The organism is Streptomyces sp. NPDC032091 (assembly GCF_055580265.1).
In genome coordinates, this window is record NZ_JBVILR010000001.1 from 548,740 (window position 1) to 571,453 (window position 22,714).

The 22,714-nt window shown below is 72.1% G+C and carries 16 protein-coding genes; 1 reads left to right on the forward strand and 15 read right to left on the reverse strand.

Annotated elements, in window-relative coordinates:
* Positions 1-7: 7 nt before the first annotated feature.
* The 15 genes from ACZ5NJ_RS02550 to ACZ5NJ_RS02620 form a co-directional block, all read right to left on the reverse strand.
* Positions 8-1,111: a cytochrome P450 gene (locus ACZ5NJ_RS02550; protein ID WP_468761845.1), complete on the reverse strand. Its 1,104-nt coding sequence runs from the start codon at positions 1,109-1,111 to the stop codon at positions 8-10.
* Entirely contained in the window at positions 1,102-2,769 is a 1,668-nt protein-coding gene (locus tag ACZ5NJ_RS02555) for a condensation domain-containing protein (protein ID WP_468761847.1), read from the reverse strand. The genes ACZ5NJ_RS02550 and ACZ5NJ_RS02555 overlap by 10 nt, the downstream gene beginning before the upstream one ends.
* Entirely contained in the window at positions 2,766-4,079 is a 1,314-nt protein-coding gene (locus ACZ5NJ_RS02560; protein WP_468761849.1) for a condensation domain-containing protein, read from the reverse strand. Before ACZ5NJ_RS02560 ends, ACZ5NJ_RS02555 begins: the two co-directional genes overlap by 4 nt.
* Positions 4,076-6,727: an amino acid adenylation domain-containing protein gene (locus tag ACZ5NJ_RS02565; protein ID WP_468761851.1), complete on the reverse strand. Its 2,652-nt coding sequence runs from the start codon at positions 6,725-6,727 to the stop codon at positions 4,076-4,078. The genes ACZ5NJ_RS02560 and ACZ5NJ_RS02565 overlap by 4 nt, the downstream gene beginning before the upstream one ends.
* A 3-nt stretch (positions 6,728-6,730) precedes the next feature.
* A complete protein-coding gene (locus ACZ5NJ_RS02570) occupies positions 6,731-7,777 on the reverse strand; it encodes a class I SAM-dependent methyltransferase (RefSeq protein ID WP_468761853.1) in 1,047 nt (348 codons plus the stop codon).
* Positions 7,778-7,834: 57 nt separating this feature from the next.
* Positions 7,835-8,785 (reverse strand): fatty acid desaturase, encoded by a 951-nt coding sequence (locus ACZ5NJ_RS02575; RefSeq protein WP_468761855.1) that lies wholly within the window; start codon positions 8,783-8,785, stop codon positions 7,835-7,837.
* Positions 8,782-8,979, reverse strand: coding sequence for an MbtH family protein (locus ACZ5NJ_RS02580; protein WP_468761857.1), 198 nt, complete (start codon positions 8,977-8,979; stop codon positions 8,782-8,784). Before ACZ5NJ_RS02580 ends, ACZ5NJ_RS02575 begins: the two co-directional genes overlap by 4 nt.
* A 108-nt stretch (positions 8,980-9,087) precedes the next feature.
* On the reverse strand, positions 9,088-10,602 hold the full coding sequence (locus ACZ5NJ_RS02585) for an AMP-binding protein (protein ID WP_468761859.1): 1,515 nt from the start codon (positions 10,600-10,602) through the stop codon (positions 9,088-9,090).
* A gap of 4 nt (positions 10,603-10,606) precedes the next feature.
* Entirely contained in the window at positions 10,607-11,893 is a 1,287-nt protein-coding gene (locus ACZ5NJ_RS02590; protein WP_468761861.1) for an MFS transporter, read from the reverse strand.
* A complete protein-coding gene (locus ACZ5NJ_RS02595) occupies positions 11,890-13,119 on the reverse strand; it encodes a cytochrome P450 (RefSeq protein WP_468761863.1) in 1,230 nt (409 codons plus the stop codon). The genes ACZ5NJ_RS02590 and ACZ5NJ_RS02595 overlap by 4 nt, the downstream gene beginning before the upstream one ends.
* A 67-nt stretch (positions 13,120-13,186) precedes the next feature.
* Positions 13,187-13,942: an aspartyl/asparaginyl beta-hydroxylase domain-containing protein gene (locus ACZ5NJ_RS02600; protein ID WP_468761865.1), complete on the reverse strand. Its 756-nt coding sequence runs from the start codon at positions 13,940-13,942 to the stop codon at positions 13,187-13,189.
* Between the two features lie 94 nt (positions 13,943-14,036).
* The gene (locus tag ACZ5NJ_RS02605; protein WP_468761867.1) at positions 14,037-17,231 is read right to left on the reverse strand and encodes an amino acid adenylation domain-containing protein; all 3,195 of its coding nucleotides are present in this window, start codon (positions 17,229-17,231) and stop codon (positions 14,037-14,039) included.
* 29 nt (positions 17,232-17,260) lie between these two features.
* Positions 17,261-19,411, reverse strand: coding sequence for an amino acid adenylation domain-containing protein (locus ACZ5NJ_RS02610; RefSeq protein ID WP_468761869.1), 2,151 nt, complete (start codon positions 19,409-19,411; stop codon positions 17,261-17,263).
* A 348-nt stretch (positions 19,412-19,759) separates the two neighbouring features.
* Complete coding sequence (locus ACZ5NJ_RS02615; protein ID WP_468761871.1) at positions 19,760-21,106, reverse strand: helix-turn-helix domain-containing protein; 1,347 nt, start codon at positions 21,104-21,106, stop codon at positions 19,760-19,762.
* 56 nt (positions 21,107-21,162) lie between these two features.
* Positions 21,163-21,468, reverse strand: a complete 306-nt coding sequence (locus tag ACZ5NJ_RS02620) for a hypothetical protein (protein ID WP_468761873.1) — start codon at positions 21,466-21,468, stop codon at positions 21,163-21,165.
* 135 nt (positions 21,469-21,603) lie between these two features.
* Between ACZ5NJ_RS02620 and ACZ5NJ_RS02625 the strand changes: the two genes are divergently transcribed.
* A complete protein-coding gene (locus ACZ5NJ_RS02625; protein ID WP_468761875.1) occupies positions 21,604-22,623 on the forward strand; it encodes a helix-turn-helix transcriptional regulator in 1,020 nt (339 codons plus the stop codon).
* The last annotated feature ends 91 nt before the right edge of the window (positions 22,624-22,714 follow it).

The following is a 22,714-nucleotide window of genomic DNA, read 5'->3' on the forward strand; positions in this document are numbered from 1 at the left end:
TCGTCTCTCAGAGTTCGATGTGCAGGTGCTCAAGGCCGCGGTAGGTGCGGTTCCTGCCCCACGTGATCTCGCGGACCCGGGCCGCCGGGAAGCGCTCGCAGAACAGCGTGAGCAGCATGGCGGCCTCCATGCGGGCGAGCGTGGCGCCCATGCAGTAGTGCATGGCGTGCCCGAAGGCGAGGTGGTCGGCCCTGCGGGCGCCGGGGGTGTGGGCGGCGGGACGGGCCGGTGCCGGGTGGGCCTGGAACGGGTCCTGGCCGGTCAGCGAGACCAGCACCAGCTCGCCCGCCGCGATGGGGCAGCCGCCCAGCTTCAGGTCGGAGGCCGCGGTGCGCGCCACGTGGCCGAGCGGCGGGTACAGCTGGAGCACGCGCTCGATGATCGCCTCGACCTCGTCCGACTCCGCCGGGTCGCGGACCAGTTCCGACAGGCCGTTCTCCAGGACGTACCAGAGCGAGAGGCTCATCAGGGCGGCGGTCGTCTCCAGGCCGCCGAACAGCATCAGGGAACAGGTGGCCAGCCGGTCCTGGTCGTCACCGCTGGTCAGGCTCCAGATGCTGTCGGCGTCGTCCGCGCTCTCCTTGATGTACGCGCCCATCTCCCGCAGCGCCCGCTGGGCGCGCACGGCGTGGTCGCGCCGGTAGGAGGTGGCGAGGAAGTCGGAGAGTGCTCCGGCCCACTCGTGCAGCCGGCTCGCGTCGGTGGGCCGCAGGCCCAGCATGCGGGCCATGCTGCGCGCGGAGATCACCTCGGCCAGTCGGCTCGCCGCGTCCGCGGTGCCGTCCTGCGGGAGCTCGTCGAGCGCCTGCACCACGATGGCCCGGATCTCGTCCCGCAGCCGGCGGATCCGGCCCGGGGAGAACAGCCGCTGGACGCCGCGCCGGGCGGCGGTGTGCTCGTCGCCGTCGAGCAGGACGAACCACCTGCCGAGGATCTCCAGGAGTTCGGCGCATTCCTCGCGGGTGTCGGCGGGCAGGTAGTTCCCGGCCTCCAGGGTGCGTGAGGACAGGCTCGGGTGGCCGAGGGCCTCCTGCGCCGTGTCCCGGTCGGCGACGACCCACGAGCCGAGCTCCCGGTAATGGCGTACGGTGCCCGCTTCGCTCACGCCCATCGCGGGCCCTCCTCCTCGATGACGGCGTCGACCCGCAGATCGGGGTCTGCGGCGACGCGGTCGAGCAGCCCCACCAGCCGCTCGGCCAGGCCCGCGACCGTGTCGCGGTCGAACAGGTCCGTGGCGTATTCGAGCGTGCCGGTGATGCCCTGCGGCGACCGGTCGGAGCCGGGCAGCTCGTCCAGGTACAGACCGAGGTCGAACTTGGCGACCGAGGTGGGCACCAGGGCGGCGCTCCCGCGCAGGCCCGGCAGCCGTACGTCCTCGAAGGAGCCGCCGAAGGACAGCGCCACCTGGAACAGCGGGTGGTGGGCGGACGAGCGGCGCGGGCTCAGCGCCTCCACGATCCTGTCGAAGGGGACGTCCTGATGTGCGTAGGCCTCCAGGTCGCGGTCGCGGACCCGGCCCAGGAGCTCCCGGAAGGTCGGGCCGCCCGAGACGTCCGTACGCAGCACCACCATGTTGACGAAGAAGCCGACCAGGTCGTCGAGGGCCTCGTCGCCGCGTCCGAGGACCGGGGTGCCGATCGGGATGTCGCGGCCCGCGCCGGACCCGGCGAGCACCACGGCGAGCGCCGCCTGCAGCACCATGAAGACGGTGGCGTCGCCGCTGTGCGCGAGGCGCGCCAGGGCCTGGTGGGTCTCGCGGCCGACGGTCACCTCCACCCCCGCTCCGCGGTGGGAGGCCACGGCGGGCCGCGGCCGGTCGGCCGGCAGCTCGATGCGCTCCGGGAGTCCCTCCAGCGCGCCCCGCCAGAAGCGGGTCTGCCGGGCCAGGAGGCTCGCCGGGTCCTGTTCCCCGCCGAGCGCGAGGCGCTGCCACACGGTGAAGTCCGCGTACTGGGCGGGCAGCGGCTGCCACTCGGCGGTCCGGCCCGTGGTCCGGGCGGCGTACGCCTGCCACAGGTCGCGCAGGATCAGCCGCAGCGACCACCCGTCGGCCGCCACGTGGTGCACGAGGAGGAGCAGCGCCTGCTCACCGGGCCGGTCCTGGAGGTCGAACAGCACGACGCGCAGGGGCGGCTCGCCCGTGATGTCGAAGGTTTCCGTGGCGGCTTCGGCCAGTGCCCGATCGAGGTCCGCGGCGGCGCAGGTCCCGGTGCGCAGCCGCGGGCAGGCCTCCTGCGGGGTGAGGATCCGCTGGAAGGGCACGCCGTCGTTCTCGGGGTACACCGTGCGCAAGGACTCGTGGCGTGCCACGAGGTCGCCGAGCGCGGCCCTCAGCGCCGCGTCGTCCACCCCGCCGGACAGGCGCACGGCGACGGGGAGGTTGTAGGTGGGGCTCGGCCCCTGGAGCTGTGCGAGGTACCAGAGTCCCTGCTGGGCGGAGGAGAGCGGCAGCGGGTCGGGGCGCGGCACCGACCCGGGTGGGGGAACGGCACGCCCGGCCGCGGCCGGCTCGGCCTCGGCGAGGGCCCGGGCCACCTCCCGGGCCGTGGGATGGGCGAACAGGGTGCGGATGCCCAGCTCGCGGCCGAGCACCGTCCGCACCCGGCTGATCAGGCGCATCGCCGACAGCGAGTCGCCGTCGAGTTCGAAGAAGTCGTCGTCGGCCCCGACCTGCGGGAGGTCCAGGACCTCGGCGAACAGGCCGCACAGGGCTTCTTCCAGGTCGGTCCCGGGTGCGGACGAGAGGACGGCTTGCGGGGAGGAACTCACGAGAAACCCTTCATTTCTGCCGCCAGCAGGCGAGTGAGGCTCGAACGGAACCTGCGGACGCATTCCGTTGCCTGGGCAGCGGTGAACACGTCGGCGGAGACCTGGAGGACTCCGCGGATGTTCCCGACCGGTTGCCAGCTGAACTCCCAGTGCGCCGGGAAGATGGCCCACTTCGGTGTGACGGGCCGCAGGGTGCTGCGCACCCCGGCCAGGCGCAGCCGGGGGGTCTCGGTGTCGGCGTTGACCACGTGGAGGAACAGCGGGGCGGAGCCGGGACGGCGGCGCGTGCCGGCCGCCTTGAGGATGCGCGAGTACGGCACGTCCTTGTGGGCGAGCGCGGCCTCGATGGCCGCGCCGTGCGCCTGGACGAGCTCGGCACTCGACGCGCCCTCAGGCCAAGAGGTGCGTACGGGGAGGGTGTTGAGCAGCGGCCCCATGGTCGCCTGGAGCTCCTGGGTGTCGCGCAGGACGACCGGCAGGCCGACCGTGGACTCCCCGTCCGTGCTCTGGCCGTCGGTGCTCCGGCCGTCCGTGCTCTGGCCGTCCGTGCTCTCGCCGACCGCCAGGCTGACGGCCGTGAAGAGCACCGCCGTGGGGGACACCCGGGCGGAGCGCGCCAGTTCGCGCACGCCCCGTGTGTCGGTGGCGTCCAGGTCGAGTCCGAGCGCATGGAGGGCGCCCTGCTCGTCCGCGGCCGGCGGGACGGTTCTGGCCGGGGGCTGCGGCCGTACACCGTCGAGCCGCTCCCGCCACCAGGTGAGGTCCCAGGTGCGGCTCTGTTCCTCCGCGGCGTGCGCGAAGAAGTCCGGTGCGGGGGGGAGCGTGGGAACGCCGCCGCCGCGCAGCGCGTTGTACGCCGCGCCCAGTTCCTCCAGGAAGAGCGCGAGGGACCAGCTGTCACCGGCCACGTGGTGGACGGCGAGACCCAGGAAGTGGCGGTCCGGCGCCACCGAGACGAGCCTGGCCCGTACCGGCATCCCGGCTGCCAGGTCCATCGGTGTCTCCCACGTCCGGGCCAGGGCGGCGAGGGCCCCGTCGTCCCCGCCCCGTACGATGCCGACGCCCAGCCCGGGCAACGCCGCCGGGTCCGTGGCCTCCACCGCCCGGCCGTCGGCGTAGGTGCTGTGGAGCACCGGGTGACGTCGGACGACGAGGTGCAGCGCCGCTTCCAGGACGGATGCGTCCACCGCCCCGGTGATCTCGAAGCACAAGGGCATGGTGTACACCGGCAGGCCCCCGATGGCCTCGTGGGCCAGCATGGACAGCTGCATGTCGGACAGCGGCCGCTCGGTGGGCGTGGTGACGGTCACCGTGTCCCGCCCCCCGCCGGCAGGGTCGCCTCGGCGAGCCAGTCACCGAAGGTCGCCGCCCGCAGGCAGCTGCTGGGCGCGAGCTCGACGCCGGTGGCCTCGCGGACGCGTGCGCAGATGCGCAGCGCCATCAGCGAGTGGCCGCCCAGTGCGATGAAGTCGTCGTCGTCCGTGACGGCGTCCACCCCGAGCGTGCTGCGCCAGATCTCCCGCAGCCGGTCCGGGACGCTGTCGGTCGTGGCGCCGTCCGCTCCGGTGTCGCGGTGCTGCGCGGGCGGCTCTGGCAGGTCGAGACGGGAAAGCTTGCCGTTGGGCAGCCGGGGCAGTTCCTCCATGAAGACGATCTGGTCGGGACGCATGGCGGGCGGCAGCACGGACGCCAGGTAGGCGCGTACGGCCCGCGCGGTGAGCAGCGTCTCCTGGGGGGCGGGCGGGCCGGCGGGCGCCGGGGCCTGCGGGCGGGCCGTCTCACGCGTCGCGTAGACATAGGTGACGTCGGCGTCGACGCCCACGCACCAGTCGTCGATCTCGTTGACGGTGAACCCGGCGTCGGTCAGCAGCGACTTGATCTCCTCGCCGACCACGCTGGCGCGTTCGACCTCCAGGCACACCTGGCGCACCCGGTCCCAGTGCTCGGGCCTGATGCCGCGCAGGACACTGAGTTCGGCGCCCTCGGTGTTGACCTTGAGCAGGTCCACCCGGTCGAGGCCCCGCTCCTCCAGCAGGGTCGACAGGGTCGTCGTGGCCACGGTGTGCGACGTGGACTCCAGCCGGCTCTCCGCGGCCACCAGGAGGGAGGACAGTTCGTCCTCGGCCAGGTCGCCGTCGGCGATCACGGTGTTGCGGTAGTGCGACTGGACGAGTTCGGCCGCGGCCTGCTCGCGTGCGGTGCCGAGGCCCGACAGGTAGGTCAGCTGGGGGAAGGAGGTCAGCCGCTCGCTGCCGATCCGGTCCGTGAGCGCCACCGGGACGACTTCCGTCGTCACGGAGTTCAGCTCCAGGTTGCAGCGCAGGTAGGGCAGTACGTCCGGATTGGGTTCGACGGAGACGAGGCGGATGCCCTCGGCCTGCCGGTGCGCCCACAGCGAGAAGAGGCCGATGTTGGCGCCGACGTCGACGACCACCGCGCCGTCGTCGAGGTGGAGGCCGAACCGGGAGTACTCGTCCTCGTCGAAGATCTGCCGGTAGAGGAAGAGCGCTTCGTCGGGCGATGGTGTGGCGACGGCGAGGCCGTTGGGCAGCTGGATGCGCTTGAGGCCGTCGACGACCGTGGCATGGCGCCGCTCGGCGGCGACGTACGCGACCAGGCGGACGCCGCTCTCCTCGTCGGGGACGGCGACGACGGCGGCGTCGCGCACCATGGGGTGGCGGCGCAGGGTGGTGCCGACCTCGCCGGGCTCGACGCGGACCCCGCGCACCTTCACCTGGTCGTCGACGCGGCCGCGGAACTCCAGGTAGCCGGCGGGGGCGCGGCGCACGAGGTCACCCGTGCGGTAGATCCGCCCGCCCGGCGTCCCGAAGGGGTCGGGCCGATAGCGTTCGCGGGTCTGCTCCTCGTCGTGGAGGTAGCCGGCCGAGACCGGAACGCCGCCGATCCACAGCTCGCCGGTCTCGCCGTCGGGGACGGGGCGCATGCCGTCGTCCAGGACGTGGAGCTCGGCGCCGTCGATGGCCCGGCCGATCGGGGCGATGTTTCCGTCGAAGTCCTCGCCGGCGTCCCAGAAGGTCACGCTGACCGAGGTCTCGGTCGGCCCGTACTGGTTGAACAGGTCGCAGAGCGGCAGGGCCTTGCGGAAACGCTCCACCATCTCCATGTCCAGCGCCTCGCCGCCGCAGTAGACCCGGCGCAGGTCGTCGCAGAACTCCACTTCCTCCTCGGCCAGTACGTGCCGGAGCATGGACGGCACGAAATGGGCCGTGGTGATCCCGGTGTCCTGGATCAGCCGGATCAGGCCCCGGCTGTCGAACTGCAGCCCGGGTGGCGCGATGACCAGGGTGCCGCCCGCGATGAGCGGCGAGAAGATCTCGTGCAGTGAGGCGTCGAACGCGATCGAGGCCTTGTGCAGGACGCGGTCGGACGCGTCGATGCCGTACTGCTCATGGCCCCAGGCGAGCCGGTTGGCCACCCCGGCGTGCTGGAGCACCACCCCCTTGGGCGTGCCGGTCGAGCCGGACGTGAACAGCACCAGCGCCGGGGCGTCCGGGCGCGCGTCGGCGGGCCGCCGGACGCCGCCCTCCGCCGCGGCGTCGTCCGCGGGGCCGAGCAGGCCGACATCGGCCCAGCGGTCGGGCCGCAGGTCCTGGTCTTCGTGTCGGCTGCCGTTGTTGTGCAGGATCAGGCGGGGGTCCGCGGCGGCGATGATCCGGTCGATGCGCTCGGCCGGGTACTCGGGGTCCAGCGGTACGCCGACGGCGCCCACGCTCAGGGTGGCGAGCAACGAGGTCACGTAGTCCGCCGAGCGCAGGAAGTGGAGGCCCACGTGGTCGCCGGCCGTGACACCGGCGCGGGTCAGGAGGGACGCGGTCGCGTTCACGCGGCGCCACAGGGCGTCGTAACCCAGTTCGCCGTCCGCGCTGATGACGGCGGTGCGGTCGTCGCCGAGGGTGCCCGACCCGGCGAGCAGGTCCAGCAGATGCGTGTGGTTCATGGTTCAGCCGGCCTTCTGCGCGACGGCGACGATGGAGACCCGGGGCACCTCGGCCACGAAGGAGCCGTTCGCGCGGTAGATGCGCGGGGCCACCGGGAAGTCGGCGGCGTGCGGCAGTCCGGCCAGGTAGTCCGTGTGGTCGAAGCAGCGCTCCAGCAGACGCCAGGTGGTGTGGGCGTCCGCGTGCGCGGCGAACAGGCCGGCGACGCCGTACATGCTGCCCACGTAGTCGCACATGGCCTGCCGCGCGCCCTCCTCGGTGGCGGCCCTGACGACCAGGGGGTCGTACAGGTCGACGACGTGGGCGGGGGTGTCCGCCTCGGCGAAGAGCCGCTCCAGCTCGGCGCGGGAGAAGTGCGGGTAGTCGTGTCCTCCGGGGGAGTGCAGGTGGACCACCTCGGAGAAGAAACGGGCCATCGGGCTGGTCCCGTCGAAGTCGTGCAGCACCACACGGCCGCCCGGGCGGACCGCCCGCAGCGCCTCGCGCACCGCGGTGGGGCGGTCCTGCGGCGCGATGTGGTGCGTGCCGTAGGCGAGGAGGACCGCGTCCACGGAGCCTTCGCGCACGAAGAGGAAGTCGGCCGCCTGCCGGATGGCGGGCAGACCCTGGGCCAGCGCCTCGTGGATCATCTCGCCGGAGATGTCCGACGTCAGAAGGGTGATGCGGGAGGCGTCCGCCCCGCCGAGCTCGTCGACGGCGCGGGCCAGCGTGCCGTCCCCGCCGAGGATGTCGAGCACCACGGCCGGGCCCGCGGGGGCGCACAGGTTCAGGAGCTGCTCCGCGCCCGTCCAGCGGACCGACGCGTCCTTCTGCGCCTGGCGGTAGGAGTCGCCGCGGCCCGTCTCGTCGGTGTCGAACTCCGTGGTCGTCTCCGCCAGGACCGACAGGGCGAGCTCGGCCCCCGGCCGCTGGAAGTCGAGGACGGACCGCAGCAGGGGACTGCCCGCGACGACGTCCCGCAGATAGGTCTGGAGCGACCGGGACGGCAGATAGCGGGCGGCCCTCGTGGAGTCCGCTTGGTACGCCTCCGGGGCGGGGGCAATGAGCATCGCTGCGTTACCTTTCGTGAGGTTGGTTGGCCTGGTGGACCGCGGAGCGGGGAGGGGTCACCCGAGGTCGGCGGTGCGGCGGCGCGAGCGGGTGTTGGCGATCACCTCGCGGGCCACGGCGCGGTAGAACGACCAGTAGCTGTGGTCCACGAACGCGGCGAACTCCTTCACCTCGTCGTGGCGCTCGCGCAGGCGGTTGATGGGGACCGTCATCGCGGCGTGGTGCTCCACGTGGAGGTTGTTGCCGTTGGTCAGCCAGGTGCTGAAGCGGCTGCCGCTGATCGAGCGGGTGTTGCGCAGCACGTCGGTCGTGTCGTTCTCGCAGTTGATGTGCTCGGGCAGTTCGACGAGGAAGTGCATCGGGGTCGCCACCAGGAGCAGCGGCAGCACCCACAGCTCCAGGACGAGCAGGCCGTATCCGGCGACCGAGGCCGCGACGGCGGCGAGGACGAGCAGGGCCATCAGGCGGTACTCGAACATGCTGTTGCGGCGGATCCGCTCGGACACCTGGCCGTGCTCGTAGCTCCAGGTGCCGCGCCAGCTGCGGTAGCTCTCGGCCGCCACGGTGCCGAGGCGCTGGTAGTCGAACATGCCCCGGAGCAGCACCCGCGGCGTCATCGGCTGTCGGGTGTCGAAGCCGAAGAACTCGGTGTCCTGGTCGGTGCCGAGGTAACGGTGGTGCTGCAGGTGCCGGATCCGGTAGTGGCTGTACGAGACGAACATCGGCAGGCCGAGTACGGCTCCGACGGCGCGGTGCCGGCTGACCTTCAGGAATGCGGAATGGTGCAGGCACTGGTGCTGGAGTTCCACCATGTGCGTATAGAGAATTCCGAGGAGAAAAATTCCGGCGATGATACCGAAGGGGTTCTCCGTCCATATGAGTCCGGTACCGGCGGCGCCCATCGCACCCGCGATGCAGAGTTTTGCGACGAAGGCCGCCTGGTCCCGGCCGGTGACGCGTTCACGCTGGAATATGAGCTGGGGTGTCGCGGTCTCCACGTGCTTCACCGGGCCAGGCTCGCCGGCCGCAGGTCGGTCCAGTTCTCCTCGACGTACGCCAGGCAGTTCTGCCGTGTGTCACGGCCGAACACGGAAGTCCAGCCGGCCGGTACGGTGCGTGCGGCGGGCCACAGGGAATGCTGGCCCTCGTCGTTCACCAGCACCAGGAAGGCGCCGTCTTCATCGTCGAACGGATTCGCCACGCCATTCTCCCTCTTGTGGTTTTCTTGGTATCTGAACGATCCAAGCCTAGGGAGAGGGGCGCGGCGTGATAGGCACCTGAGAAGGCTGCTTGGAGGCAGTTACGGACCTCAGAAACGACCGCAGGCATTGCGGTCGACCTTGCCGTTCGCATTGAGCGGCAGGGCCTCGCGGTGGACGAACCGCTTGGGCACCATGTGGGACGGCAGGTGCGGGCGCAGCCGTCCGCGCAGCACGGCGGGGGGTGCCTCGTCGCCGCTGTAGACGGCCGTGAGCCGGTATGCGCCGCCCGCCCCCCGGGCCGCGACGACGACGACGTCGCCCACCCCGCCCCATCTGCGGATGGCGGACTCGACGTCGCCCAGTTCCAGGCGCTGCCCCATGATCTTGACCTGCTGGTCGAGCCGGCCCAGATGGACGAGCTCGCCGTCCTCCAGGGCCACCCGGTCGCCGGTGCGGTACCAGGCCTCCGGGGTCGGCGCACCGTCCGTGGCGTCCGGCGCCGGCTCCACGAACCGGCCCAGGTTGTCCGCCGGGTCGAGGTAGCCCGCGAAGCGCTGCGGGCCGCGTACCCGCAGCTCGCCCGTGTCGGGGTCGACGTGGTGGTCGAGGTGGGGGTAGACGCGGCCGATGGGAACGGTCCCGTTGGACGTCACGGGCCAGTCGGCGCGGTCGGCGGGCAGCCGGTACGCCGTCACCGTGACGGACAGTTCGGTGGGACCGTACAGGTTCTCCACCGTGCTGCCGGGCGCCGCCGCCGCCCAGGCCTCGGCCTGTTCGAGGGTCAGCTGCTCGCCTGCGAAGAGGCTCCGGCGCAGCGAGGGCATACTGCCCGGGGCGAGGGTGCCCGCCGTGCGGACCAGGGAGATGATCGACGGCACGGAGTACCAGTGGGTGAGGGCGTTGGCGGTGACGAAGGAGACCGGGTCGAGCAGCTCGTCACGGGTCGGGACCACGAGCGCGGCGCCGCCGCCCCAGGCGACGAACATGTCGAACACCGACGGGTCGAAGGTCAGGCCGAAGGTCTGCGACAGCCGGCAGCCGGGGCCGACCTCGTACCGGTCGACATGGTGGCGCACGAAGGCGTCGAGGTTGCGGTGGCGGATCGGAACGCCCTTGGGCACGCCGGTGGATCCCGAGGTGAACAGGATGTAGGCGGTGTCGTCGGCGTCACCGGTGTCACCGGCTTCGTCTCCCGCCCCCGGTCCGACGCCGTCCAGTGCGGCCGCCACGTCACCCGCGCCGATGCGCAGGACCGGGACGCCGGCTTCGTCCGCGAAGGAGCAGTCCTGCCCCGGGTCGGCCAGGACGGCGTCCAGCGAGGCCAGGTCGAGGATCCGCCGGTTGCGTTCGGCCGGATAGGAGTCGTTGAGCGGCACCACCGCGCCGCCGCCGCGCAGCACGCCCAGGTAGCCGGCGTACGCCGCCACGCTGCGGGCGGCGAGCAGGCCGACCCGGGCGGGGCGCGTGCCCCCGCCCGTCGCCGCGAGGCGGGCGGCGACGTCGCGGGAGACCGCGTCGAGTTCGGCGTACGTCAGGGTGGCGCCGGCGATGACGAGCGCCGGCGCCTCGGGCACCTTGGCGACGCTGTCGGTGAACCAGCAGTGCAGGGTCTTGGCGACCACCGGGTCACTCCCCTTCCGCGGGCATGTCCCGCATGGTGCGCAGCGGTGAGAACAGGACGAACAGCGAGGCGCTCCACGTGCCGAGGACGCAGATCCACAGCGTGGTGCGCAGCCCCAGCTGGCTGCCGAGGGCGCCGCCGAGCAGCGCCCCGAGCGGGATCACGCCGAGGCAGACCCACATGAAGGCGGCGTTGACCCGGCCGAGCAGCGGGGCGGGGGTGATGTGCTGGAGGTAGGAGTTCGCGGCGATGTTGTAGAGGCCCACGTTCGCGGAGAAGGCGGCGAGCCCCAGCCCGTAGAGGAGGACCCCCCAGCCCGGTTGGGCCACGGGCATCAGCACGTACAGGGGGCCCGGCACCGCCATGGCCACCCAGATGATGCGCGCGGTGCCGATCCGCCGGGACAGCCGCCCCGCGACGGCGCCGACCGCGAGGCCGCCGACCGCACTGACGCTGAAGACGATGCCGATCATCAGGTACGAGGCGTGCAGCGTACGTACCAGGAAGGTCACCTCGATCGAACTCTTCGCGATGACGAAGAAGTTGGAGGTGGTGGTGCAGGCGAGGATGCTGAGCAGGATCGGCCGGCTGCGGATGAAGGCGAGCCCCTCGGTCATCTCGACCCGCAGCGGTACGCGTCCGCCGTCCTCGGTGTCCTTCGTCCGTGCGAGGGGCTCTTCCCGGATCATCCCGAGCGTCAAGGCGCTGACCAGAAAGGCCAGTCCGTTGCTGAAGAACGTCTGCGCGGTGCCGACCAGGCCGATCAGGAAGCCGCTGACGGTGGGGCCGACGAGCTCCGCGAAGTCCTGGCTCATCACGATCTTCGCGTTGGCGTCCACGAGCTGGTCCGGTCCGGCGAGCCGGGGCAGCATGCTCTTGTACGCCACGTTGAACAGCACGGTGAAGACACCGGCGACGCCGACGACGGCGTACAGGTACCAGAGGCTGAGGTATCCGGCGAACGCCGCCAGCGGCAGCGACAGCATGAGGGCCATGCGCACGACGTCGCACACGATCATCAGCTTCCGCTGGTCGGTCCGGTCGGCGAGGATCCCCGCGGGCAGCGAGAAGAGCAGGTACGGAAGCCAGGTCAGGAAGGACAGCAGGGAGACCTGGAAGACACTGGCCTCCAGGGTGGTGGTCGCGAGCAGCGGTACCGCCACCCCGGATATCCGCGAGCCGAGTTCCCCGACGGTCTGGCCGCCCCACAGGAGGCCGAAGTTGCGGCTACGCCACAGCGGCACTGCCACCGGGCGGGCCGCCACGGCGGGCGCGGTCTCTTGCTCGATCATGCGGGACGCACCTGGACCCTCAGGTGCTTGAACCCGCCGATCACGGTGGATGCGAGACGGGCCGGCGGCTCCAGGACGGTGGCCGAGCCGACCCGGTCGCACAGTTCGTCGAGGAACAGGCGCAGCTCCAGGGTGGCCAGCGAGGCGCCCAGGCAGTAGTGCGGGCCCGATCCGAGCGCCAGGTGCGGGTTGTGCGTGCGCCCGATGTCGAAGGTGTCCGGATCGGTGAAGACCCGCTCGTCCCGGTTGGCCGAGAAGTGCCAGATCGCCACGTCCTGACCGGCCTTGATGTGCCGGCCGTGGAGCTCCACGTCGCGTTCCGCGCGGCGCAGCACGTGCCGGCTGGGCGAGACGTACCGCAGCACCTCCCCGACGGCGGTGTTCAGCAGTGTGCGGTCCCGGCGCAGCCGCTGCCACTGCTCGGGGTACTCGATGAAGGCGAGCAGCGCGCCGACCGCGCCGTGCCGGGTGGTCTCGTTGCCGCCGAGCAGCAGGAGGTCGAAGAAGAGCATCGCGTCCTCCTCGTCGAGCAGCCCGCTCTTCTGGGCCTCCACGAGGCGGGTCACGATGTCGTCGCGCGGTGCGGCGCGCCGCTGGTCCATCAGGTCCTGGCAGTAGAGCAGCAGCTGCGCGTGGGCCATGGCGGCGCTGGCACGGGCGCTCGGCGAGGTCTGCAGGTCCTGGTCGGCCGAGCCGAACGCGGCCGTGGTCAGGCGGAGCAGCAGTGCCCAGTCCTCCTGGGGCACGCCGAGCAGCGCGGCGATGGACGCCACGGGCAGCAGCGCGACGGTCTCGACGAAGTCGACTTCGCCCTGTTCCAGGGCCTGGTCGATCGACTCCTTGATCACCGAGCGTAGGTACGGCTCCAGCTTGGCGATGGCACGGGGCGTGAAGGCACGGTTCACCAGCTGCCGCAGTTCGGTGTGGCGGGGGCCGTCGGTGTGGGTGAGCATCCGGCCGGACCCCTCGTCGCCGGTCCAGCGCTGGGCCCCGAGGGTGTTGGTGCCGGCCGAGCTGAAGGTCGCGCCGTCCTTCTGGACCGCGAGGCAGTCCTCGTAGCGGGTGACCGACCAGAAACCGGGCTCGCTGCCCTCGGGGTTCCAGTGCAGCGGTTCGTGGTCCCGCAGGTAGCGGAAGACCCGCTGGTGTCCCGCGTCCGCGAAGAGCTGCGGGTCGGCGAGGTCGATGCGGTCGAGCGCGGTCCGGGCTGAGTAGGTCAGCGACACGTGGCCCCCTTGGGAGAGATCAGTCGTACGGGTTCGGCGGCGGGCAGGGCCCCGCGGGAGACGGCGTTCAGCCCGTCATCATGTTCTGGATCTCCTTCATGAGCATGGTGAGGGCGGCCCGCTCGGGCAGGGTGGTGTCCGGGTGCCACAGGTCTGCCAGGAGGCAGGTCCGGGTGCGGTCGCCGTGGTTCCACGCCTCGTGCTCGAAGGAGTAGTCGAAGAGCAGGCACTTGCCCTCCTCCCACTGGCGGGTCTCCTCGGCCACCCTGATCCCGGCGCCCGCCGGGATGTCGATGGCCAGGTGCAGGTTGATGCTGAAGTTCCACAGGTCGCAGTGCGGCTTGATGGAGGCGCCCGGCAGCAGGGTCGAGAAGTGCGACTCCAGCAGGGGGCAGATCACCCCGGTGTCCACCGCGTGCTCCTCGAGGACGCGGTACGCGGTCGGCGCCACCGGCTCCGAGCCGCTCACCAGCGCACCCTCGCGGTACAGGTACAGGGCCTGCCAGTCCTGTTGGCGCACCAGGTAGTGCTCGTAGTCCGAGAAGCTCTCCCGGCGCCGCTCCCAGGCCTGCTCCTGCTCCGCCTTGATCTGCGGATGGTGCTCTTCGAGCGCCTTGACCAGGGGCAGCAGCTCCGGATGGCCGTACGGGTCGTGCCACGGCACCTGCGGGATGCCGGGCAGGACCCACTTGGCCGCCTGCTGCAGGGGGTGGCGCCGGCCGCTGCGGCGCTGGGGCTCCAGCATCTCCTCGACGCGGTCGAGCGAGTCGGCACCGTGCTCCGCCTTGACGGCCGCGAAGTACTCGTCGATCTCCGGTGTCACGCGGTCTTCTCCTGTCTGAACCTTTTTGGGGCCTGTTCGGTCCTGTTCGGGCCTGTCTGAAGCGGATCGCCCCGCAAGGGACGTCCGCCCGTCGTCACGCCTGGCGGCGCACCAGCTTCGGGCGCGCGGCCGCGGTCCCCTGGTCCTGGTCCAGGCTCGCCACGACACCGGCGACCGTCGGGTTGTCGAACAGCTTCATCAGGTTGGCCTCGGCCCCCAGGACCGTGCGGATCCGGTTCACCAGGCGCGTCGCGAGCAGCGAGTGGCCGCCCAGCTCGAAGAAGTTGTCGTCCAGGGACACCGACTCGACCTTGAGGATTTCGGCGAAGAGCCCGGCCACGGCCTTCTCGCGCTCCGTCGCCGGGGCCCGGCCGGTGGACAGCGAGCCGTAGTCCGGCATCGGCAGTGCCCGCCGGTCGAGCTTCGCGTTGCGGTTCAGCGGCAGTTCGTCCAGGCTGACGAAGGCGGCCGGGATCATGTAGTCCGGCAGCACCAGGACCAGTTCGGCACGGAGCGCGGACACGTCCACGGCGCCGCCCTTCACCGGCACGACGTACGCCACCAGGCGCTTGTCGCCCGGCACGTCCTCACGGACCACGACGGCCACGTCGGCGACGGTGGGATGGGCGGCCACGGCGGTCTGGATCTCGCCGAGTTCGATGCGGAAGCCGCGCAGCTTGATCTGGTCGTCGGAGCGGCCTGCGAAGCGCAGGAAGCCGTCCGCCGTCCAGCGCGCCAGGTCCCCGCTGCGGTACATCCGCTCGCCGGGGGCGCCGAACGGATCGGCGACGAACCGCTCGGCGGTGAGCGCGGCGCGCCCCAGGTAGCCGCGGCCGAGGTTGGCGCCCGCGAGGTAGAGCTCGCCGAGGACACCGGGCGGCACCGGGTTGAGCTGCTCGTCGAGGACGTGGACCCGGGAGTTGGAGACCGGCCGCCCGATGGTGGCGGTCGCGTGCTCGGGCAGGGCGCAGCCGGAGGCCTCGACGCAGAACTCGCTGGGACCGTAGTAGTTGTAGACGGTGGTGCGGGGCGCTGTGCGCAGCTCGCTCCACAGCGCCTCGCCGACGGCTTCGCCGCCCAGCATCAGCGTCCTCAGCGGGGTGTCACCCTCGGGGTCGAGCAGGCCCTCCGCCAGGAGCTGTTGGGCGTAGCTGGGGGTGACGTCGATCTGGCCGATGCCGTGCTCGGACACGTACCTGACCATGCGGGCGGGGTCGCGGCGGGTGAGCTCGTCGAGCAGGTGCAGCTCGTGCCCGGCGATCATGGCGAGCACCCCCTCCCAGGAGGTGTCGAAGGCCAGGGAGGCCGACAGGGACACGCGCAGCCGGTCCGCGGGTCCCGCGGGCGGCGGGAAGGTGACGCCGGTGTGGAAGGTCCACAGGTTGGTGAGGGCGCGGTGCAGCACCGTCACCCCCTTCGGGCGGCCGGTCGACCCGGAGGTGTAGATGATGTACGCGGCGTGGTCGAGGCTGAGCGGGACCGGGCGGTCCGCGTCGGTCGGGTCGTGCTCCGGGCCGCCTTCCCTGCGGTGCTCGGTGACCAGGACCGGCAGTTCGGCCTGCCCGCGCAGGGCCGCCGCGATGTCCTCCGTGGTCACCAGGACGGCGGGCCGGGCGTCGGCGAGCACGGTACGGATGCGCTCGGCCGGACTCTGCGGATCGATGGGGGTGTAGACGCCGCCGGCCTTGCCGACCGCGAGCCACGCGGCGATCGCTTCCGCGGTGCGGGGCAGCGCGACGGCCACGAGCGTGTCCGGGGCGACGCCGAGCGCGATGAAGTGGTGCGCCAGCCGGTTCGCCCACGCGTTGAGTTCCGCGTACGTCAGCCGCTGGCTGCCGGCCACCAGGGCGGTCGCGTCCGGCGTCAGCGCGACCCGCTCCTCGAAGATCGTGGTGACGGTCTTCTCGGGCAGTTCCGTGTCGGTCCGGGACCACTGCCGCAGCACGTCCCGCTCGGCCGGAGTGAGGATGTCGATCAGCGCGAGGTCGCGCTCCGGGTCCTCGACGAGGGCGCCGAGGAAGCGCACGAAGCGCTCCACCAGGGCGGCCGCGGTTCGCTCGTCGAAGAGGTCGGTGGCGTATTCGAGGGTGCCGTTCACCCCCTGCGGGGTGCCGTCCGGCGCGGTCGACTCGACCAGCACCAGGGACAGGTCGAACTTCGACAGGACCATCTTGAGCAGCTCGACCCGGGTGTCGAGGCCCTGCAGGTCCAGGGCCAGCGCGCCACTGTGCAGTTCGATGCCGACCTGGAAGAGGGGGTGGCGGGAGCGGGTGCGGACCGGGTTGAGCTCCTCGACGATCCGCTCGAAGGGCAGGTCCTGGTGTGCGTACGCCTCCAGGCTGGTCTCCCGGACGCGGTCGAGGAGCTCGCCGAAGGACGGCTTGCCGGAGGCGTCGGCCCGCAGCACCTGGGTGTTGATGAAGAGTCCGACGAGGTCGTCGAGGGCCTTGTCGGTGCGGCCGGCGATGGCGGTGCCGAGCGGGATGTCGGTGCCGGCGCCGAGCCGGTGGAGCAGGGCCGCGACGGCCGCCTGGGCGACCATGAACAGGGTGCTGCGGTGCCGCCGGGCGATGTCCATGAGCCCGGCGTGGACCGCCGGATCGATCCGGAATTCGATTTCCTGGCCGCGGTGGCTGGCGACCGGCGGTCGCGGCCGGTCGAAGGGCAGGTCCAACTCGTCCGGGAGCCCGGCGAGGGCGTCCCTCCAGTGCGCCAGCTGCCGGCTGACCAGGCTCTCCGGGTCCGCCTCGCTGCCCAGGAGGTCGTGCTGCCACAGCGTGTAGTCGGAGTACTGCACCGGCAGCGGCTCCCAGGCCGGTGCCCGGCCGGCGGCCCGCGCGTTGTACGCGCGGCCGAGGTCCCTGAGCAGCGGGGTCATGGACCAGCCGTCGCAGACGATGTGGTGCAGCACGAGGGCGAGGACGTGCTCGTCGTCGGCCACCCGGAGCAGATGGGCCCGTACGGGAACCCCGCCGTCGAGGTCGAAGGGCCGCTCCGCCAGCTCGCGCAGCAGCGTGGCGACCTTCTCCCGGTCGACGTCGCGCCGGTCGAGGACCAGCCCGGCCTCGGCCGCCGCCAGCACCTGCTGGCGGGGCTCTCCACCGACGTCGACGAACCGGGTGCGCAGGGTCTCGTGCCGGTCCGCGACGTCGGCGAGGGCGGCCTCCAGGGCGGACACGTCGGGGATCCCACCGAGGTGGATCACCACCGGGACGTTGTACGTCGAGCTCGGGCCCTCGAACTGGTTGAGGAACCAGAGGCGCTGCTGCGCGAACGACAACGGGAACATGCTTACCACTCCAAATCAGATGTGAGCCGTCACGAAGACCGGCGGACCAACTTCGGACGGGCGACCGCGGGCGCCGATTCCCGTTCCAGGGATGCCACGAGACCCGCCACCGTGGGGGTGTCGAGGATCTGCCGCAGGGGGAACTCGACCTCCAGTTCGGAGCGCAGCCGGCTCCACAGGCGGGTCGCGAGCAGCGAATGGCCCCCGAGGTCGAAGAAGTTGTCGTCGACGGACACCGACGCCAGGCCGAGCACCTGCGCGAACACCCCCGCCACGGCGGCCTCCCGCGGCGTGCGCGGTGCCCGTCCGGACGGTTCGGCCGCTGCGGGGGCGGCGGCGGGGTCGAGGGCGGCGAGCGCGGCCCGGTCGATCTTCTGGTTGCGGGTCAGCGGCATCGAGTCGACCCGGGTGAACGACGAAGGGACCATGTAGTCGGGAAGTTCCTTCAGGAGCGCGGCGCGCAGGTCGTCGCCACCGACCGCCGTCCCGGCGCTGTAGTAGGCGCACAGGGCGGACAGGCCGTCGGTGCGCCGACGCAGCAGTACGGCGGCCTCGCGCACTCCCGGGATCCTGCACAGCTGCGTTTCGATCTCGGCCAGTTCGACCCGGTATCCGCGGATCTTGACCTGGTGGTCGGCGCGGCCGATGAAGTCGAGCCGCCCGTCGGCGGTCCACCGGGCGATGTCACCGGTGCGGTACAGCCGCTCGGGGCGCGGGCCCACGCCGCCGTACACGAAGGCGGTCGCGTCGAGGTCGGCCCGGTTCAGGTAGCCCTCGCTGAGCCCGTCACCGCCCACGTGCAGTTCACCGGGGACCTCCAGGGGCTGGGGGTTTCCGTCGCGGTCCAGGACGCAGGCGGTGGAGTTGGCGATCGGCCGGCCGATCGGGACGCGCCCGGTGTACCGCCCGTCCAGGAGCTGGGCAACCGAGAACGTGGTGTTCTCCGTCGGGCCGTAGACGTGGACGAAGACGCTGTCCGGGCAGGCGTCCATCGCCTTGCCGAGGTGCCGGGCGGACATGGTCTCGCCGCCGACGAGGACCTGGCAGCCGGCCAGGGCCGTGGGGTCCTGCTCGACGATCTGGTGGAACAGCGCGGTGGTCAGGAAGAGGGTGTTGACGCGGTGCCGTCGTACGGCGGCACCGAGGTCCTCGGCGTTCAGGACGGTGGTGCCCGGCACCAGGACGACGGTGCCGCCGTTGAGCAGGGCCCCCCAGAACTCGAACGTGGTGGCGTCGAAGGCGATCGCGCCGGTCTGCAGGATGCGGGTTTCGGGCGACAGGTTCACGTAGTCGGCGCCGCGCACCAGACGGACGACGGCGCGCTGGCTGACCAGGACGCCCTTGGGGCGTCCCGTGGTGCCGGAGGTGTACATCACGTACGCGGCGTCCCGCGGCGCCGACACCGGCTCGGGCAGTTCCGGTCCGCCGGGGGTCTCGGGCAGCCGGCTCAGGTCGAGGACCGGGACCACGGACGTGATCGAGGCGTCCTCGGCGAGGAGCAGGCGGGCACCGCTGTCGGCGATCAGGTAGTCCCTGCGGCGCGGGGGAAGGCCGGTGCCGACGGGTACGTAGGCGGCGCCGAGCCGCAGGACGGCCAATACCGCGACGAGCAGGCGGGGTGTCTTCTCCAGCGTGAACGCGACGCGGTCGTGCCGACGGACGCCCCTGGCGTACAGCACCTCCGCCAGGCGCTCGGCCCGCTCCGCCAGTTCGCGGTAGGTGAGGTCGCCGTCCGCGTGGCGTACGGCGACGCGGTCGGGCCCGGCGGCCGCCTGTTCCGCGAAGAGCGCGTGGACGGAGGCGTCGGCCGGGTAGGGACGCCGGCTGCCGTTGAGCTCGCGCAGCCGGGACCGCTCGGTGCCGGTCAGGAGCCGGAGGTCGGCGACGGTCGTGTCGGGCCGGTCGGTGAACTGCTCCAGCAGGGTCACGAGATGGCCGAGCATCCGCTCGGCGAAGCTCGCGTCGTGGACGTGTTCGTGGCAGTCCAGGTGGAGGGCGACGTGCTCTTCGCCGATGTCGAGCGAGAGGGCCACGTCGGCTCCGTACCGGCCGCCGGCGGGACCGTCGAGCACGCAGAGCAGTGACATCGGGGAGCCCGGGCCCCCCGGGGCGGTGGCGGTCTCGGCCAGCCGTCCCGCCACCGCCCGCCGGTGCTGCCCGGCGGACAGCGTGGCGGGCATGACGGCGGCGAGGGAGGCGTTGGGGGCGTCGTGGGGCCAGGAGGCCCGGCGTACACCGATACGGAACTCCGTGCTGTCGGCGTACTTGCGCGCGAGGATCAGCGCGGCGGCCGGAAGGAGTTCCGCGGGCCGTCTCCGGAATTCATCCGCGATCCCGGCAGGCAGAGAGATCGTACGCCGAAACGTCCCACAATCCCCCACCCGTGTGCACGAGCCGCCGAACGGAAATACGGACGGTATGTCGTCTTCCCCGGCATCCTCGGGAAGCGCGTCTGCAACAGCCATGTTCGTGAATTCCGTTCGCTCGTTCCATACCCGCGGCAAAAGGCACGACGAGCAGCGTAGGGATCAATGCGTTCCGTCGTCGGCAGCTGTCTCGGCAGAAAACCGGCAGGTGGCTCCGTGCTCCAGCACGTGGCGGACCAGGTGCAGCACGGCGACGGCGTCGGCGCCCTCCGGCGTGCGCTCCTGGCGGACCAGGCCGCGCTGGAGCAAGCCGTGCAGCGCCCGCGTGGCCTCACCGAGCGGCAGGCCGGTGTCCGCGAGGAGCTCCCCGGTCGGCCGGGCGGCCCGCTGCCGTGCGAGCACGCGCAGCAGGGCGCTCTCGCCGGGCCGCAGCGCCGCGACCGCCGCGTGCACCAGGGAGGGCAGTCCGGTTGCGGCAGCCGCGCCGTCGCCGAACACCGGCTCCAGCAGGTCCAGCGGAGACTCCCGTGCCATGGGCGCGAGCTGCTCGGGCGAATAGACCGGGAACCAGGCCGCGGCCAGGTCGAGGGCGAGCGGGACGCCGTCGAGCGCGCGGCAGATGTCCGCCACCGCCGTGCGGGTCCGCTCGGTGGGCGCCAGCGTCGGACGGGTGTAGCGCAGCTGGGAGAGCAGCAGCTCCACGGCGGGCGCCACCGCGTCCCCGCCGTCGACGCCCGCCCGCGGCGGCTGCTCGCAGGCCAGCGGCGGCAGGGGAATCACGCAGCCGCCCATGGACGGCTGCGGCTCCCGGGTGGTGATCAGCAGCCGTAGCCCGGCACAGCGCCGCAGCAGCTGCAGGAGGGGCTCGCACGTCATCGGCAGCGATTCGTAGGCGTCGACCACGAGCAGGGCCGACCCGTCTCCGATGAGTTCGGCCAGCTCGTCCACCGGCGCCCGGCCGGAGAGCCGGTCCGACATCCACGCGGTGAACAGGGCGCGCGACTGGTCGAGGGCACGGCCGGAGGAGTCGGCGTCCGAACCGGAGAGCCACAGGGTCGGTCCGGTACCGTCCGCGCCGGCGCGCCGGACCACCTCCAGGGCGAGCCTGGTCTTGCCGACTCCGGCGAGGCCGACCAGTGACACCAGGCGCTCCCGGCGCAGGGCATCGGCCACCACGGCGAGTTCGGTCTCCCGCCCGACCAGCGGACCTGTCGGCGCGGGGGGCGCGGCCGCCCCCTCGGCGTACATCTGCCGCAGGGCGCCGCCCTCCGAGGGGCGGCCCGCCGCGGACTCCAGGAGCACCCGGAGCGAGCCGCTCAGCCGGAGGGCGTCGGCGAGCAGCCGGACGGTGTGCTGGCGGGGGCGGTGCGCCCGCCCCAGCTCCAGGTCGCGGATGGCGCGGACGCTCACGGTGGACAGGCCCGCGAGCTGCTCCTGGGTCAGTCCGACCCGCTTGCGCGACCTTTGCAGTACGTCACCGAAGCAGGGGGTTTCAGGGGCGACGGTCATGTCTCATCCCTTCAGACGTGGCGCGGCGATGCGCGCGCTCGGCGCGATCGGCGGCGTCAGGCGGACTTGGACGCCGGGCTGTCCCAGCCCAGGTCCATCGGCGCGGCGGCGGGCCTGGGCGCGTCCCAGCCGAGGTCCTTGGCGACGGCCGTGGCGGCGACCGTGCGGGCGGTGGCCGAATCCCATCCCAGATCGGTGGCGGAGGCGGGGCGCGTGGCGCTCGCGTCCCATCCGAGGTCCCCGGCAACGAACTGGCCCCCCGCGAGCACTGCGACGGCGGTGATCAGGCCGATCACACCCGGCCTGCGCGCGCCGTTACGCACCGCACACCGGCCGGTCTGCACCATGTCACTGCTTTCCATGTTCCCCACCCATTCGTCACGTTCTGCTGTAGAAGCGGTCGACTTCGTACTCCTGGAGGCTAGGTCGGGCGGCGCTAGGATCACCAGGAACCGGCCACGTCTGGTTACGGCAATGCAGAAAACTGAGGGGGGCGGATGGCTACAAAGTCGGACAATGAGCGGCTGGAACTGCCCCCCGACGCCGCCGCCGCCTTCGAGCGGGCGGTGCAGGGCGCCGTGTTCACCCCGGACTCCGACGTTCCGGGGGTGAAGGAGCTCATCGACATCGGTCTCCTTGAGCGCACCCCCGACGGCACCGCCGTGCACCCCGTCGACCCCCGGCTCGTGGCGGGCCGGCTCACCTCTGCCTGGCGCACCCGCGCATGGCAGGCGGAGCTGAGGGCCGCCGAGGTGGAGCGCGAGCTGGAACCGATGATCCGCATGTTCACGGCGCAGAGTGAGCGGGCGCCGCAGCCGGTGGAGTACCTTCACGGCCTGGCCGAGATCCGGGAGTACGTGGACCGCGCGAGCCGTGAGGCCACCGTGGAGATCCTCACGGCGCAGCCCGGCGGGGGACGGTCCGCCGCCACTCTGGACGCCGCGCTCCCGCTGGCCCTGGACCAGTTGCGCAGGGGCGTGCGGATGCAGACCCTCTACCAGCACTCCGCCCGCTTCAACGAGCCCACCAAGGCGTACGTCGAGGCGGTGGTCGGGGCCGGCGGGCAGGTCCGCACCCTGGACGAGTTCTTCGAGCGGCTCTTCGTCATCGACCGCCGCCAGGCCCTGCTGCCCGCCAAGGAGGACCGCACCGTGGCCGTGGTGGTCCACGACAAGGCCCTCGTGCAGTTCCTCGGGGACGTCTTCGACCGGAACTGGCAGCGGGCCGCGCAGTTCACCCCCGCGGGGGCCACCCACGCCTCGGTCGAGGTGATGCCGGCCATCCACGGCATGATCAAGCGCCTCCTCGTCGAGGGCCTCACCGATTCCGCGATCGCCCGTCGGCTCGGCATCAGTGAGCGGACGTACCACACCCACCTGGCCCGTATCCGCAAGGGAATGGGGGCGAGCAATCGCCTGCAGCTGGGATACCGCCTCGCCAAGGAACAAGAGGGCCTCGCGGAAAGCCTGGAGTGCGGGGAACGACTGGAAGAAAGACTTCCGGGCGCCGGCGAATAACCCCCCGTCCAACTGCCGGTCTTCTGCCTCGACCCGTTCATTCGACGCCGCCTACATTGCAATACACGCGGGCGAAACAGCCCGCCGGAAC

What these genes read in the sequence shown, in the direction of transcription:
- ACZ5NJ_RS02605 (WP_468761867.1), bottom strand. Translation starts at nt 17,231, where the DNA reads ATGTTCCCGTTGTCGTTCGCGCAGCAGCGCCTCTGGTTCCTCAACCAG.
- ACZ5NJ_RS02590 (WP_468761861.1), bottom strand. Translation starts at nt 11,893, where the DNA reads ATGATCGAGCAAGAGACCGCGCCCGCCGTGGCGGCCCGCCCGGTGGCA.
- ACZ5NJ_RS02550 (WP_468761845.1), bottom strand. Translation starts at nt 1,111, where the DNA reads ATGGGCGTGAGCGAAGCGGGCACCGTACGCCATTACCGGGAGCTCGGC.
- ACZ5NJ_RS02570 (WP_468761853.1), bottom strand. Translation starts at nt 7,777, where the DNA reads ATGCTCATTGCCCCCGCCCCGGAGGCGTACCAAGCGGACTCCACGAGG.
- ACZ5NJ_RS02565 (WP_468761851.1), bottom strand. Translation starts at nt 6,727, where the DNA reads ATGAACCACACGCATCTGCTGGACCTGCTCGCCGGGTCGGGCACCCTC.
- ACZ5NJ_RS02620 (WP_468761873.1), bottom strand. Translation starts at nt 21,468, where the DNA reads ATGGAAAGCAGTGACATGGTGCAGACCGGCCGGTGTGCGGTGCGTAAC.
- ACZ5NJ_RS02615 (WP_468761871.1), bottom strand. Translation starts at nt 21,106, where the DNA reads ATGACCGTCGCCCCTGAAACCCCCTGCTTCGGTGACGTACTGCAAAGG.
- ACZ5NJ_RS02625 (WP_468761875.1), top strand. Translation starts at nt 21,604, where the DNA reads ATGGCTACAAAGTCGGACAATGAGCGGCTGGAACTGCCCCCCGACGCC.
- ACZ5NJ_RS02610 (WP_468761869.1), bottom strand. Translation starts at nt 19,411, where the DNA reads ATGCCCGCCACGCTGTCCGCCGGGCAGCACCGGCGGGCGGTGGCGGGA.